Annotated in this window: 10 protein-coding genes and 2 tRNA genes; 10 read left to right on the top strand and 2 right to left on the bottom strand. The window is 67.2% G+C overall.

Annotated features, from left to right (window positions below; genetic code table 11):
• Positions 1-12: 12 nt before the first annotated feature.
• Together M0L44_RS06730 and ppc are read right to left on the bottom strand one after the other, a co-directional pair.
• Complete coding sequence (locus tag M0L44_RS06730) at positions 13-1320, bottom strand: sulfotransferase (RefSeq protein ID WP_252768875.1); 1308 nt, start codon at positions 1318-1320, stop codon at positions 13-15.
• 176 nt (positions 1321-1496) lie between these two features.
• Complete coding sequence (ppc, locus tag M0L44_RS06725; protein WP_435526391.1) at positions 1497-4418, bottom strand: phosphoenolpyruvate carboxylase; 2922 nt, start codon at positions 4416-4418, stop codon at positions 1497-1499.
• On the opposite strand from ppc, the gene hemC reads away from it, so the two are divergent.
• From hemC to M0L44_RS06675, 10 genes are all read left to right on the top strand, one after another.
• Positions 4399-5355 (top strand): hydroxymethylbilane synthase, encoded by a 957-nt coding sequence (gene hemC / locus M0L44_RS06720; RefSeq protein ID WP_252768873.1) that lies wholly within the window; start codon positions 4399-4401, stop codon positions 5353-5355. The two genes, ppc and hemC, sit on opposite strands and share 20 nt — an antisense overlap.
• A 9-nt stretch (positions 5356-5364) precedes the next feature.
• Positions 5365-6117 carry a uroporphyrinogen-III synthase gene (locus M0L44_RS06715; protein ID WP_252768872.1) on the top strand — a complete coding sequence of 251 codons (753 nt, stop codon included), beginning with the start codon at positions 5365-5367 and terminating at the stop codon, positions 6115-6117.
• A gap of 118 nt (positions 6118-6235) precedes the next feature.
• Positions 6236-7396: a uroporphyrinogen-III C-methyltransferase gene (locus M0L44_RS06710; protein ID WP_252768871.1), complete on the top strand. Its 1161-nt coding sequence runs from the start codon at positions 6236-6238 to the stop codon at positions 7394-7396.
• An 18-nt stretch (positions 7397-7414) separates the two neighbouring features.
• Positions 7415-8650, top strand: coding sequence for a heme biosynthesis HemY N-terminal domain-containing protein (locus M0L44_RS06705; RefSeq protein ID WP_252768870.1), 1236 nt, complete (start codon positions 7415-7417; stop codon positions 8648-8650).
• Between the two features lie 68 nt (positions 8651-8718).
• Positions 8719-8795: transfer RNA gene (locus M0L44_RS06700), tRNA-Arg, on the top strand.
• A gap of 52 nt (positions 8796-8847) precedes the next feature.
• Positions 8848-8924 (top strand) — tRNA-Arg (locus tag M0L44_RS06695).
• Between the two features lie 458 nt (positions 8925-9382).
• Positions 9383-10291: a sulfotransferase family protein gene (locus tag M0L44_RS06690; protein WP_256490095.1), complete on the top strand. Its 909-nt coding sequence runs from the start codon at positions 9383-9385 to the stop codon at positions 10289-10291.
• A gap of 30 nt (positions 10292-10321) precedes the next feature.
• Positions 10322-10750, top strand: coding sequence for a hypothetical protein (locus tag M0L44_RS06685; RefSeq protein WP_252768868.1), 429 nt, complete (start codon positions 10322-10324; stop codon positions 10748-10750).
• Positions 10751-10788: 38 nt separating this feature from the next.
• Positions 10789-12246, top strand: a complete 1458-nt coding sequence (locus M0L44_RS06680; RefSeq protein WP_252768867.1) for an efflux transporter outer membrane subunit — start codon at positions 10789-10791, stop codon at positions 12244-12246.
• 18 nt (positions 12247-12264) lie between these two features.
• Entirely contained in the window at positions 12265-14730 is a 2466-nt protein-coding gene (locus M0L44_RS06675; protein WP_252768866.1) for an HlyD family secretion protein, read from the top strand.
• The last annotated feature ends 221 nt before the right edge of the window (positions 14731-14951 follow it).

Raw genomic sequence — 14951 nt, 5'->3', positions numbered from 1 at the left:
CGGGCCCCGGGCTCAGTAGCCCAGCGAGCGGGCGATCTCCAGGGTCTGCGCGCCCAGGATGCCGTCGGTGTAGAACTGCTTCCAGCGCACGGCGGCCTCGGGGTTGATGGCGTTGTGCAGGTGGAACTTCAGGTCGCCGCTCATCTTCGAGGCGTTGTCCACGCCGTCGGTCATGCGCTGATCCATCTCCTCGTAGGGATTGATCATCGCGTCCTCGTAAGGGATCTTGGCGAAGTCGCAGATCTGGCGGATCGAAGTTTCCGGGCTGCAGACGATGTCCTCGTAGCGCAGGGTCAGCCAGCGCTCCTTGGGCACCTGCTTGGCGAATTCCAGCGTGTTGAGCTGGGCGGTCAGCCAGGTCAGCTCGGCCAGTTCGCGAGCGCCGAAGCTGCTTTCCTGCACCATGGGCATCAGGCGCTGCAGCTTGGACTCTTCGTACGAGCGGATCATGCCGCAGGGGTGGCGCAGCAGGTGGATGAACAGCGAATTCTCGAAGTCCACCTCGATGCGCTTGAGGATGTCCACGTCGATCACGTAGGAAGGCGTCTTGTCCACCAGCAGCTTCTCGCCCTTGAGCGGCTCCTGCAGCAGGCGGTAGAACGCCTTGGTGCTCATGTTCTCCTGCTCGCAGCGCGACACAAAGGCGCGGGCTTGTTCGGCCTCCCAGCCGTGCAGCTGCATCAGGGCGCGCACCGTGCCGTCCAGCAGGTGTCCGGTGTGCTCACCGGACAGGGCCTTGAGCCGGTCGCCCATGGTGGCGTAGGGCAGCAGGTGCAGCTCGGGCGGGCCGAACAGCTTGGAACTGCCCGCCAGGATCACGCGCAGCAGCGTGGAGCCCGAGCGCGGGGGCGACAGCACGAACAGCGCCGGCGGGTTCTTGGGCTTGTTGTCGCCGCTCAGGGTGCGGCGGGCAATGCTGGCACGGAAGCGGGCCAGCTTTTCCGGGGTGACGCGCTCGCTGTCGGGCACGCTGGTGACCACCGTGGCCGGGGCCGCGGCCTTGACCGGCGCGGCCGCTGGCGCCGGGGCCGGTGCTGCGCCGTTCAGGCGGCCGGCCACGAAGGTGGCGATCTGGCGCACGCTCAGGTCGTCCACATAGGCGCCGTTCTGCATCAGCAGGTCCTGGAAGCCCAGTTTCTGCTTGTAGGCGCCTTCGATGGCCACCACCAGCTGGATGAAGTCGATGGAGGCGAACCCGATGTCGCCGATCATCGTCGTGGCCGACCCGACACCCCCGTCGAGGTCGATGTCCCAATCCTCCGTCAACTCCTCGACGATCTCGATGATCTTCGGCTCGACGCTCTCGACCGTATGCATCATGCTGCCTGTTCCCTCAAACTGTGTATCGCGTCAGAAAAACCTTGTGTGTCGCGATCATACGGGGGGAACGTGTCAGTGGCAGTCCCTAGGACGCATCGCGTGCCCAGTGGATTGGGGGCACGCGATGCTTGACAGTCACCGGCAATTGCTGCACCTGCACATGATCCCGGCGGCGTTCAGCCGCTGTTGCGCAGCCCGGCGGCGATGCCGTTGATCGACAGGTGGATGCCGCGCTGCAGCCGGTCGTTGGTGGGGTCGCCTTCGCGGCGGTTGCGGTAGCGGCGCATCAGCTCCACCTGCAGGTGGTTGAGCGGATCCAGGTAGGGGAAGCGGTGGGCGATGGAGCGGGCCAGGCTGGGCGCGCTCTCCAGCCGGCGGGTTTCGCCGGTGATCCAGCCCAGCGCGGCCTCGGTGCGTTCCCATTCGGCCCGGATGGCGGCAAACAGGCGCTTGCCCAGCCGCTTGTCGGGCACCAGTTCGGTGTAGCGGGCGGCCAGGCCCAGGTCGCTCTTGGCCAGCACCATGTCCATGTTGGACAACAGGGTGCGGAAGAAGGGCCACTGCTTGTGCATGCGCTGCAGCAGGGCCAGGCGGGCGTCGCGCTGCGCCGGGTCGGCTTCCAGGAAGTTCTGCACCGCCGAGCCGAAGCCGCACCAGCCCGGCAGGGCCACGCGGCACTGGCCCCAGGAGAAGCCCCAGGGGATGGCGCGCAGGTCCTCGATGGCCCGGGTGGCCTTGCGGGAGGCGGGGCGAGAGCCGATGTTGAGTTCGGCGATCTCGCGGATCGGGGTGGATTCGAAGAAATAGTCGGTGAAGCCGGGGGTTTCGTAGACCAGCTTGCGGTAGGCCACCATGCTGGCCTCGCTCAGGGTGTCGGCTGTCTCCAGGAAGGACTTGGGCGGCGCCTTGGCCGGGCTCAGCAGCGTGGCCTCCAGGGTGGCCGCCACCAGGGTCTCCAGGTTGCGTCGGCCGATGCCCGGGTTGGCGTACTTGGAGGCGATGACCTCACCCTGCTCGGTCAGGCGGATCTGTCCGCGCACGGTGCCCGGGGGCTGGGCCAGGATGGCCTGGTAGCTGGGGCCACCGCCGCGGCCCACCGTGCCACCGCGACCGTGGAACAGGCGCAGGCGGATGCCGTGGGCCGCCTGCAGCTCGTCGAACAGCGCCACCAGGCCGACCTCGGCGCGGTAGAGCTCCCAGTTGCTGGTGAAGGGGCCGCCGTCCTTGTTGCTGTCCGAGTAGCCCAGCATGATGTCCTGCTCACCGCCGCTGCGCTGCAGCATGGTGGCCACGCCGGGCAGGGCGTAGAACTCGTCCATGATGCGCACGGCATGGCGCAGGTCGGCGATGGTCTCGAACAAGGGCGAGACGATCAGGTCGATCGAGGCGTCTTCCTGCAGCAGGCCGTGCAGCAGCCCGGCCTCCTTCTGCAGCACCAGCACCTCCAGCAGGTCGGAGACATCTTCGGTGTGCGAGATGATGTAGTGGCGGATGGCGTCCCGGCCGTAGCGGCGGCGGCCCTCGGCGGCGGCATCGAAGATGGCCAGCTCCGAGACGGTGCGCTCCGAGTAGTCGGCCCCGCGCACCCGCAGGTTGCGGGCGTCGTTGAGCACCGTCATCAGCAGGGCACGGCGGGCTGGTTCATCCAGCGCGCTGTAGTCGGGCTCGATGCGGGCTGAGCGCAGCAGCTCGGCCACCACGGCTTCGTGCTGGTCGGAGCTCTGGCGCAGGTCCACCGTGGCCAGGTGGAAGCCGAAGACCTGGACCGCGCGCATCAGCGGCGCCAGGCGGGGCTCGGCCAGCACCTCGGCATGGTGGTGGTGCAAGGAGTCGGCGATCACCTGCAGGTCGGCCAGGAAATCTTCGGCCTTCTCGTAGGGTTGCTGCGGTGCCACGGCGTGGCGCAGCGCCTCGGTGCCGGTCAGTTCCTCCAGCGTGGCGGCCAGGCGGGCGTACATGCCGGTCAGGGCGCGGCGGTAAGGCTCGTCTTCACGGTGGGGGTTGTGGTCGGGCGAGCGGTCGGCCAGCGCCTGCATCTGCGGTGAGACCGGGGCCAGCATCTGCGACATCGACAGCTCGCTGCCCAGCGCATGCACCTCGGTCAGGTAGTGGCGCAGGGCGGTCTCGCACTGGCGTGACAGGGCCAGCTGCAGGGTCGGGGCGGTGACGTTGGGGTTGCCGTCGCGGTCGCCGCCAATCCAGTTGCCCATGCGGAAGAAGGTGCCCACGGCATGGCCGGACAGCGCCTGCTCGACCTCCTGGTACAGGCGCGGCACCTCCCGCAGGAAGGTGGCCTGGTAGTAACTGAGCGCGTTCTCGATCTCGTCGGCCACGGTCAGCTTGGTGTAGCGCAGCATGCGGGTCTGCCAGAGCTGGGTCACCCGGGCACGGATCTGGCGCTCGTTGGCGTCGCGGTCGGCGGTGGTGCGCAGGTGGTCGCGCGCACCGATGAGCTCCGCAATGGCGCGCTCGGCGTCCAGGATGCTCTTGCGCTGCACCTCGGTGGGGTGGGCGGTCAGCACCGGCGAGATGTAAGCCTGGGAGAGCGCAGCGGCGATGTCGGCGGCCCGGTGGTCGGCCTGGGCCAGCTTGTCGAAACAGTGCGCCAGCGAACCGGCCTGGTGCTCGCCCAGGGCCTCGTGGTGCTCGCGGCGGCGCAGGTGATGGCGGTCCTCGGCCAGGTTGGCCAGGTGAGAAAAGTAGCTGAACGCACGGATCACGCTGACCGTCTGGTCGGCGGTGAGGTTCTTCAGCAGCCGGTCCAGCGCGCGGCCGGCCTGGGCATCGTTCTTCAGCCGGTAGGCCACCGAGAGCTGGCGCACCCGCTCGACCAGTTCGTAGGCGCCGGTGCCGTCCTGCTCGCGGATCACGTCGCCCAGAATGCGGCCCAGCAGCCGGATGTCCTCCACCAGCGGGCGGTCCTTGTCCGGATCTTCGGCGGGGCGGTTCACCCGCGTCGACCGGGAATTCGGGCGAGCAGGGCGGCGGGCGGGCTGAGCAGCGGGCATGAAAAGTCCTTCCAGGGCGTCCGTGGGCGGACGCGATGCTAGCAGTGCGGCACGGCCATAATCCCGGGCCATGCAATCCAACGCTTCCATCGTCACCCCCGTCGTCATCGCCACCCGGGAGAGCCGCCTGGCGCTGTGGCAGGCCGAGCATGTGCGCGACCGGCTTCAGCAAGAGCTGGGCCTGCCCACCGAGCTGCTGGGCATGACCACCCGGGGCGACCAGATCCTGGACCGCAGCCTGTCCAAGGTTGGCGGCAAGGGTCTGTTCGTCAAGGAACTGGAAGTGGCCATGGAGGCCGGTCAGGCCCAGATGGCGGTGCATTCGCTCAAGGATGTGCCGATGGAGCTGCCCGAAGGCTTTGTCCTGGTGGCCATCCTCGAGCGCGAGGATCCGCGCGATGCCTTCGTCTCGAACCGCTACGCCAGTCTGGCCGAGCTGCCTCAGGGCGCCTGCGTGGGCACTTCCAGCCTGCGCCGCGTGGTGCAGCTCAAGGCCCTGCGGCCGGACCTGCGCATCGAGCCGCTGCGCGGCAATCTGGACACGCGGCTGCGCAAGCTCGACGAAGGCGGCTACGACGCCATCGTGCTGGCGGCCGCGGGCCTCAAGCGCCTGGGCCTGGGGGCGCGCATTCGCGCCACCTTCGACGCCGAGGCCATGATCCCGGCCGCGGGTCAGGGGGCCCTGGGCTTGGAGATCCGGGCTGACGCGCAGACACTGGGCCAGGTGGTGGCCACCCTGTCTCACCAACCCACCTGGCTGGCCACACATGCCGAACGCGCGGTGTCCCGCGCATTGGGTGGCAGCTGCAGCGTGCCGCTGGCAGCCCATGCCGTGTGGCTGGCGGACGGCCGGATGCAACTGGACGTGGCCCTGGGCCATGCGGCGCAGCCGGAGCAGCCGCTGCTCAAGGCGCGCCTGTCGGCCGCCGTGACCACCACCGAGGCGGCCGAGGCGCTGGGGCGTGAGGCGGCCGAACGGCTGGTGGCCGCGGGCGGTGCCGCCTACCTCGCGGCACAGCCGGCCTGAGCCGTGACCATGCCGGCGCGCGTGCTGGTGACCCGGCCGCAGCCGCAGGCCGATGCCTGGGTGCAACAGCTGCGCTCCGCTGGCCTGCCGGCGATGGCCCTGCCCTTGATCGAGATCGGCCCCGCGCCGGATCCGGAGGCGGTTCGCGCCATGGCCGCTGGCCTGCAGCCTGGCATGCTGGTGATGTTCGTCAGCCCGAACGCGGTGAGTCAGTTCGCGGCCTGCCTGCCTCCAGACTGGGCCTGGCCGGACGGCGTGCAGGCTGCCTGCACCGGGCCCGGCACCATGGCCGCCCTGCACGCCCTGGGTGCGCCGCCGGCCGCGGTGGTGGCGCCGGCCCCCGGCGCGGTGCTGGAGTCGGAGTCCCTCTGGGCGCGTTTGCGCGGCGAGGACTGGCGTGGTCGCCGGGTGTGGATCGTTCGGGGTGAGGGCGGGCGGGACTGGCTGGCCTCTACCCTGCGGGAGGCCGGGGCAGATGTGGCTTTCCTGCAGGCCTATCAGCGGCGGGCACCGGCCTGGACGCCCGCGCAGCAGGCGCTGGCCGCCGCGGCGCTGACCGACCCGGCGGGCACTTGCTGGCTGCTGAGCAGCTCAGAAGCCATTGACCATCTGGCGACCTTGCTGCCGCAGGCGCGTTGGGAACTGGCCTGGGCCCTGGCTTCCCATGAACGCATCGCCGCCCGGGCCCGCCAGGCCGGCTTTGGGCGGGTGGAAGACGTGGCGGCCGGTGCCGAGGGTGTCGTCCAGGCGCTGAAGCGCTGACAGACTGAGTGAGGCGCGCGATGGCGCCGCCATTCTGGGGGGATTCGCCGCCAGGGTGTGGCGGGGGCGCCGCAGCGCTGCAGGCGCGAAGGTCCGGTCGATACAATCGACAGCCAACGTGAGCACCACCGACAACACCCCATCCGCAGCCGCTCCGGCCGCTGCCGAGTCCTCCGTGGCGCCGGTTCCGGCCATGGGGCCTTCCCCCGTGCCGCCCGGCCAGGCGCGCAGCAACTGGGTGCCCTGGGCTTTGGGCGGCATGGCCCTCCTGAGCGCGGGTGCCCTGGGCCTGGCCTGGTCCACTCACGCGCGCCTGCAGTCGCTGGAGTCGGAGCTGGTGCGTCGCCAGCAGCTGAGCCAGGACGAATCGGCGGAGGCGCGCATGCTGTCGCGCCAGGCCCACGACGTGGCCACGCAGTCCGAGGCCAAGCTGGCCCTGCTGGAGGCCAAGGTGGCCGAGACGGCGCTGCAGCGCTCGCAGGTGGAGGATCTGATTTCATCGCTCTCCCGCTCGCGGGATGAGAATGTGCTCGCGGATGTCGAGGCCGGTCTTCGGGTGGCCCAGCAGCAGGCCGCGATCACGGGCAGCGTCGAGCCCATGATGGCGGTGCTCAAGCAGACCGACGAACGTCTGGCGCGCTACAACCAGCCGCGCCTGGAGCGTGTGCGGCGTGCGGTCGCCCGCGACATGGATCGCCTGCGCGGCGTGGCCGTGGCCGACGTGCCTGCCTTGTCCATTCGTCTGGATGAGGTGGCGCGTCAGGTGGATGACCTGCCGCTGATGTCCTCGCCGAAACGCAGGGAGGGGGGCACCCAGGCGGCGGCCCGCGTCACGATGCCGGCCTCGGCTGGTTCTGCGGCGGTGGGCGAGGAGTCGGGCAGCCTGCCGGAGATGGCTTGGTGGGCCGTGCTGAGAGATCAGTGGAAGGTGTTTGCCGGCCAGGCCTGGGCGGAGATCCGCGCCCTGGTCCGCGTGACCGCGATCGACCATCCGGAAGCCGCATTGGTGTCGCCCGAGCAGGCCTTCTTCCTGCGGGAGAACCTGAAGCTCCACCTGCTCAACGCCCGTCTGGCACTGCTGTCGCGGCAGTTCGACCAGGCTCAGGGTGACATTGCCCAGGCCGAGCAACTGCTGGGGCGCTACTTTGATGTCAGCTCCCAGCGCGTGAAGGCCGTGCAGGAGCAGCTCAAGCAGGTGTCGGGGCAGAGCCGTCAGGCCACGTTGCCGCGACCGGACGACACCCTGGCGGCGCTGACCGCCGCGGCCGCTGGCCACTGAAGCCAGGAAGCGGACGTCATGCGGTCGGTCATCTGGTTGATTCTTCTCTTCGTTGCGGCGGTGGTCGCGGCTTCCGTGTTCGGGCAGAACGACGCGCTGGTGTCGTTGTTCTACGGGCACTGGCGGCTGGACATGTCGCTCAACCTGTTCCTGCTGGCGCTGCTTGCGTTGGTCATGGTGCTGTTCGGCACCCTGCAGGCGGCGCAGGCCCTGCTGAGCCTGCCCACCCGGGCCAGGGAATGGCGTCAGCTCAAGCGCGAGCGGGCCGCTCAGGCACTGCTGCGCGAAGGCTTTGGCGAGTTTCTTGCGGCCCGGTACGCCCGGGCCCGGCGGGCTGCGCAGAAGGCCCTGGACCTCCAGGCCGAGGCGCTGGAACTGACCCAGGACCGCAACTTCACCGTCCAGGCGCACCTCATCGCTGCTTCGGCCCTGCACCGTCTGCAGGACCGGGGTGCGCGCGACGAGCAGCTGGGGCTGGCTCAGGCCTGCAACGGCAGTGGCAGCACCTCGGAAGGCATTCTGCTGCTGTCGGCCCAGTGGGCGATGGAAGACCGGGATGCCGGACGCTGCATGGCCCTTCTGTCGGAGCTGCCGCCGGGCGTGGCACGGCGGACCCAGGCTTTGCGTCTGAAATTGCAGGCGGCCCGGCAGCTGGGCCGTCCCATGGAGGCGCTGCAGACCGCACGGCTGCTGGCCAAGCACCAGGGCTTCTCGGTGGGTGCTGCGCAGTCCCTGCTGCGCTCCCTGGCCGTCGATGCGCTGGAGCAGGCGCTGGATGAGAGCCAGCTGCTGCGCGTTTGGCAGGGGCTGGACGAGGCCGACCGCCGCGACGCCTGGGTTCTGGCCGGTGCCGCACGGCGTGCCGCGCAATTGGGGCTGTCCCAGCAGGGGCAGGCGTGGCTGTGGCCGGCCTGGGAGCAGTTGCAGCGCCTGGACGGCGAAGGTCGGGAGCAACTGGCGCTGGCCCTCGTGGCCTGCGTCGATGCGGTGGACACCCGGTGGCTGCCCGTGATGGAAGAAGCGCTGTCCCGCTACGGGCGCGAGCCGGCCATTGTGGCGGCGGCGGGGGCGGTCTTTGCCCACCGTCAGCTGTGGGGCAAGGCCCGCCGCCTGCTGGAGCAGACGGCCAGCGCGGAAGGTCTGCCCAGCCGGGTGCGCCGTCAGGCCTTGCGCGTCCTGGCGCGCATTGCGCGGCAGGAGGATGACGAGGCCCAGGCCAGCCATTTCGACCAGCGCGCTGCCGCATTGGATTGATGCTGGCGTTCAAGAAAAAAGCGCTTGCGTTGAAAGCGAATTTCGCTCTATACTGCTAGCTTCCGCATGCGGCTGTAGCTCAGTTGGATAGAGTACTTGGCTACGAACCAAGGGGTCGTGGGTTCGAATCCTGCCAGCCGCACCAAACAAGGAAAGCCAGCACCACTCTGCTGGCTTTTTCACCTGCGGACAAGTCAGCGGCTGTAGCTCAGTTGGATAGAGTACTTGGCTACGAACCAAGGGGTCGTGGGTTCGAATCCTGCCAGCCGCACCAGACAGAAAAGCCAGCACGTGCAAACGTGCTGGCTTTTTTCATTTCTGCCGGGGCGACCTGCTGTGCCGGTGTCGCGCAAGCAGGGGACATGGTCTCTGGATCAGGCTCGGATCGAGCGAGATTGCCTGCAGCTGTCCACAGCCTGTCGGGCGGACGTTCTAGGGGTTGTGTTGTCAGGGGTCGCTGAATCGATGCTGCCGGCCCCGGGAAGGGCGGCATACTGCCCGCCGTCAAGCTCTCGTCATCCCCTACGTTCACAGGGGGCGCCATGCAAGTTCGGGATTGTGCGGAGTCCATCTGGGCGCGACAGTCCGGGAACCGAGATACGGTGCCCCTGAGGGAAACTCGAATCTTGGTCACGTGGTCGCCCGATCACGGTGCTGCACTCCGTCGTGCGGCGCCAAAGCCGGGGGGCTGTTCAATCGTTCTGGCGAATTTACCTGTCCACAGCAGTTCCGATGGCCGCACCGTTGTTTCTTCTGGCGCCACCGAGGTCCTATACATCGCTGATGAACGCGATGATCGGGCAGCACCCGCAAACCTTTGGTTTACCGGAGCTGTGCCTGTTCAATGTGGACCGGCTGATGGATCTCTGGGTACGGCGCAGCGACGAGATCGAAAACTTTTCCAAGACCCGCCAGGGGCTGCTGCGCGCCGTGGCGGAGATCTACGGCGGTGAGCAGACCACGGCCACGGTCCAGATGGCCAATCACTGGTGCGCAGCGCGCCAGAGCCGCAGCACGGCCGAGATCTACCAGGAACTGGTGGGCGACATCGACCCGCTGATCGCGGTCGAAAAAAGCCCGTCCTACACCATCTCCATCAAGCGGATGCAGGCCATGTACCGGGCCTTTCCCGATGCGCGCTTCCTGCACCTGACCCGCCATCCGGTGGCGACCTGCAAGTCCATCATGGCGATGAACGACGGTGCCTTCGCGCTGTACGTGAATTCGATCGATTTTCTGGAGGATCGGGCCTTCGTCGATCCTCAGTTCGCCTGGCACGATCTGAACGCCAACATCCTGAACTTCCTGGATCAGGTGCCGCGCGAGCAGCAGATGCGCGTGCGCGGCGAGGACATCATGCACGACCCGACCCAGTTCCTGGGCGATGTGTGCCGCTGGCTGGGCATCCGTGACGATGCGCAGGCCATCGACGCCATGATGCATCCCGAGCGTTCACCGTTTGCCTGCTTCGGGCCCATCACCGCTTTGTTCGGCAACGACCCCAACTTCCTGCGCGGCCCGGAGTTCCGTCCACACAAGGTGAAGGTGCCCCCGCTGGACAAGCCGCTGGCCTGGCGCCCGGATGGCAAAGGGCTGTACCCGCAGGTGCTGGAACTGGCCGCGGAACTGGGCTACACCTGACAACTGGACCGGCACCCAAAGAGCATTGGCATGACAGACAACCCAGAGAGCAAGCCGGGCACCCGCCCCCGACTCGGTCCCATTGATGGCGACCCGGTGACCAGTCATCCGAACCTCAGCAAGCTGTCCAAGCAACAGCAGGCGCTGCGGCTGGCGGTCATCCAGGAATTCAAGGCCAAGAAGGTCAAGAAGTACGTCGAGAAGCAGGTCCAGTACATCAACGCGAACAGCCGGATTGCCGAAGGCATCAAGTTCCTGTTCGACGAGGAAGGCCGGCCGCCGCCCAACATGCCGATGGAAGACATCGTGGCAGAGCGGCAGCACATCGAGTACGAAATCAAGTGGTTCGAGGCCATCCTCGACGAGTTGCGCAACCGCCTGGTGCGGGTCAAGGAGATCGAGGAACACGCCCTCGATCTGTTGGCTGAGCGCTTTGCACGGGAGCACAAGGACGAATGACGCACTGCCATCCCACGCGCGCCAGGAGCCGGCCTCCCATGCGCCTTCTTTCCCTTCTGGCCCTGTTGACCGGCGCCCTGGCTGGCTGTGCCATGGGCCCCGATTACCAGCGGCCCGAGGTCGTCACGCCGACGACCTGGCGCACGCCCGAGCCGGGTGCGGCGCCGGTGGCCGATCTGGCCAACCTGGCCTGGTGGGAGTCCTTTGGCGACGCTCAGCTGGACGGCCTGGTCAAGCAGGCGCTGCAGAACAACCTGGACATCCGCATCGCGGCCGGCCGGGTCCGCCAGTATGCGGCGCGGGCCGATCTGGCCAAGGCGCAGGAACTGCCCGAGGTGGCCATCCGGGGCAGTTCAACCCGGGACAAGCTCAGCGAGGAGCGGCAGGTGCCGCTGTCGTCCCGCACGCCGGTCAACAGTGCGGCCTACGAGCTTCAGGCTCAGGTCAGCTGGGAGCTGGACCTTTGGGGGCGGGTGCAGCGCACCAATGAGGCCTACCTGGCCGATCTGACGGCGACGGACGAGGATCGGCGCGCGATCACGCTCACCGTCGTGGCCAATGTGGTCAGCGGCTATGTGCAGCTGCTGGCGCTGGACCGGGAGCTGGCCCTGCTCAAGCAGGACGTGGCCAACCGGCAGGAGGTCATCCGTCTGGCGGAGGCTCGCCAGCAAGGGGGCGCCGGGACGATGCTGCAGGTGATGCAGGCGCGCGCGGCGCTGGAGGAGACGGCTGCGGCCGTGCCGCCCAAGGAGCGGGAGATCGCCGCTGCCGAGAACGGCCTGGCCATCCTGCTGGGCACCGATCCCGCAGCCATTCCTCGATCGACCGGGCTGGATGTGCTGAAGCCGCCGCCGGTTCCGCAGGGTCTGCCTTCTTCGGTGTTGGAGCAGCGGCCGGATGTGCGCATGGCCGAGGCGAACCTGCGCGCGGCCAACGCCCGCATCGGCGTGGCCAAGGCAGAGTTTTTTCCGACGATCTCCCTGACGGGCCTGTTCGGCTACGCCAGCACCGACCTGTCGCGTTTCATCACCGAGAAGGCCTTGTTCGGCAGCGTCGGGACGCAGCTGGTGGCCAAGGTGTTCGATGGGGGGCGCAACGATGCGTCGGTGCGGGAGGCTGAGGCGGTGCAAGCCCTGCATGTGGATGCCTACCGGCGTGCAGTGCGAAACGCCTTCATGGAGACCGAGGATGCGCTGGTCTACCACCAGAAGACCTTGCAGCGCGTGGATGTGCTGGGTCGGCAGATGAAGGCCGTGAAATCGGTGGCTGAGCTGGCGCAGAAGCGCTACCAGGGCGGGCAGGGCACCCTGTTCGAGGTGCTGGATGCCGAGCGTCAGGTCACCGCCGCCCAGCGCCTGCAGCTGGATGCGCTGCGCGATGAGCACCTGTCGCTGGTTCTGATTTACAAGGCCCTGGGAGGCGGCTGGAAGGTGGCAGCACCGGACATGCTGCAGAGCGCCGCCGCGGATGACGCCGCATCCAGCCCGAAGAATTAACAGCAGAAAGATCTGGTCATGACTGAGCAAACCAAGAAGGTGGCGCTGCCCGCCTATTTGCCCAAGCGCCTGGAGGCATTCAAGATCGTCAAGAACGATCAGCCCAGCTATCTGCTGCGCGACAAGCTGCTGAACAAGGTCCACGACATGGAGCCTTGGCAGTTCTTCCTGCTGGAGGTATTGCCGGGTTGTGAGAACTATCCCAAGCTGCAGTCGGTGTTCGAGGACCGCTTCGGCCGTCCGATCTCGCAAAAGGAGATCGAGCTGTTCTTCGCCAGTCTGGCCGACCGCCAACTGCTGGACATGGAGAACCCGACCCATGCGCTGCTGGACCCCTTCCGCACCAAGACCTATGAGGTGAAGGACGGTCAGGCTGTGGTCAAGACCCACACGGCCCAGGTCAATGAAGCGGCAGCAGCGGCGCCGGCGGCGGCGCCCGCCAGTGCCGCGGCTGCCAAGCCGGCCGCCGCGGCCGGCCCGGAAGGTGATCTGCCGGCCGGCATGAACGACGCAGTGGGCTTCGATCCACGGGCGACCCGCTGGATGCTCAAGTTGTTCGACCCGCGGCCGGCACTGAAGCTGCTGAGCCCGGTGGTCGCTCCCCTGCACTACATCGTCTATGTCCTGCCCTTGCTGGTGGTGGCGGCGCTGATGCTGTGCTTCGAATACAGCTACCTGATCGTGCAGGACATGGAGAACCTGCACAGCATGACCAGCTTGCTGGAGCATGTGATCTTCAGCATGTTCACGGTGAACCTGGTGGTCACGCTGACCACGGCATTCATTGCCTATGCCTTCCGCTGCACGGTCAGTGCCTTCGGGGCATCGGTGTTCATGGCCTTCCTGCCGCGCTTCGTGGTGACCGTCAGCCATGTTGAGCAACTGTCCCGTCGCGAACGCATGTGGCTGCAGGGCGGGCCGCTGCTGGCCCGTCTGGTGCTGTTCAGCTTGGGTGTGCTCGTCTGGTACAACACCCGTGACGGCGGGAGCCTGGCGCCCAAGATCGGCATGGCCCTGTTCTTCATCGCCGGCATCGATCTGCTGTTTGTCTCGGGCAATCCGCTGGTCAAGGGCAGCGGCTATCACCTGCTTTCGGCCTTTGCCAATGAGCCTCATCTGCGGGGCAAGGCCTACAAGACGCTGCTCAACCGCATGAATGGCCGGGCCTACAAGGATGCCGATGGCAGCCTGCTGTCCGCCTATGCGCTGCTGACCACGGTCTACGCCTTCGTGCTCGTCATCGTGGCCTGCCTGATGGTGGGGGCCTACCTGCAATCGGTCATGCTGGGCGGCACGGCCATCGTGCTGGCCATCGTCATGGGGGTGTACCTGCTCAAGCGGACCTTCAAGCGTCTGCAGATGATCCAGGCCGCCTATGACCGCTCGGTGCAATTCGACCGCTGGCGCAAGCGCACGCTGCCGGATTCGGTGGGCGAGGCCGAGGACGAGCTCAAGCCGCCCAGCAACTGGTCGCGCTACCTCAAGGTGGCTGGCGCCCTGACGGCCCTGCTGATCCTGGTGATGCCTTATCCCTACGAGACGGGCGGGCGCTTCAGCACCTACCCGAACCAGCGTCAGGTGATCACCACCGACTTTGGTGGTGTGGTGCAAACCGTCAACTACGACGGTGGAGAATCGCTCAAGAAGGGGGCGCTGATCGCCACACTGGCCACGCCCGACTACCAGGCCCAGGTCAGCGTCTATGACGCCAAGGTGGCCGAGCAGGCAGCCGTGGTGGCGGACCTGAAGTCCAAGCCGAAGCCCGAGTATGTGGCCCTGGCCCAGCGCGAGCTGGAAGTGGCGATGGAGCACGAGACCTTCACCAAGGCGCGCGTGCCCCGCATGGAGCGCATGTACAAGGACGGCGTTGTCTCCTTTGAGGAGTTCGATGCCGCTCGACGCGAGTATCAGGTCGACGCGATGCAGTCCGCCGAGAAGCGGGCCGCGCTGGCCCTGGCCAAGACCGGTCCGACCAAGGACGAGATTGCGGCGGCAGAGGCCAAGCTGAAGTCTTTGCAGGACGAGCGGGACCTCTATGCCTCCAAGGTGGGGCGCGCTTCGCTGGCCATGCCCTTTGACGGCAATCTGCTGACGCTGCATCTGAAGGACCGGCTGAACAGCTACATCGAGAAGGGGCAGACGTTTGCCACGGTCGAGGACACCTCCAAGGTCTCGGTGGAGATCCAGGTCCCGGAAACCGACATCTCCTTCGTCAAGGTGGGCGCGCCGGTGCGGGTGCGACCCGTGGCCTTCAGTGACCGCATCTACCAAGGCAAGGTCACCGTCATCGATCGCAATGTGACGAGCGAATCGATGGGAACGGTGGTGAAGGTGATTGCCGAAGTTCCCAACCCCCAGCAGGAGTTGCGTACGGGCATGACGGGCTACACCAAGATTGAGGGCACCTCGATGCCCGTCTGGAAGGCCTTCACGCTGGCCATGCAGCGCTTCCTCACGGTCCAGGTGTGGTCTTGGATTCCCTGACGAGCTGAAGCTTCATCGACCCAGCCCCCTGCTTCTGCGGGGGGCTTTTTTTTGTCGTTTGAGGGATGTTGTGGCGTGAAGCGTGAAGGATGTCCCTCTTTTGAGTCTGGCGCTGCACACCAGACTGGTGCCCATAATGTCGTGTCACGATTTGTCGCGATGTGAGGGGAAGTTGTGTGCAAGCGCGAGGATCTTTCGGGCAAGTGCGGGCAATGGCCAGC

Source organism: Ideonella oryzae, from assembly GCF_024055665.1.
In the GTDB taxonomy this organism is placed as follows: Bacteria; Pseudomonadota; Gammaproteobacteria; order Burkholderiales; family Burkholderiaceae_C; genus Ideonella; species Ideonella oryzae.
The sequence above is the reverse complement of the archived record's forward strand: the minus strand, read 5'-3'. Positions and strand labels throughout refer to the sequence as shown.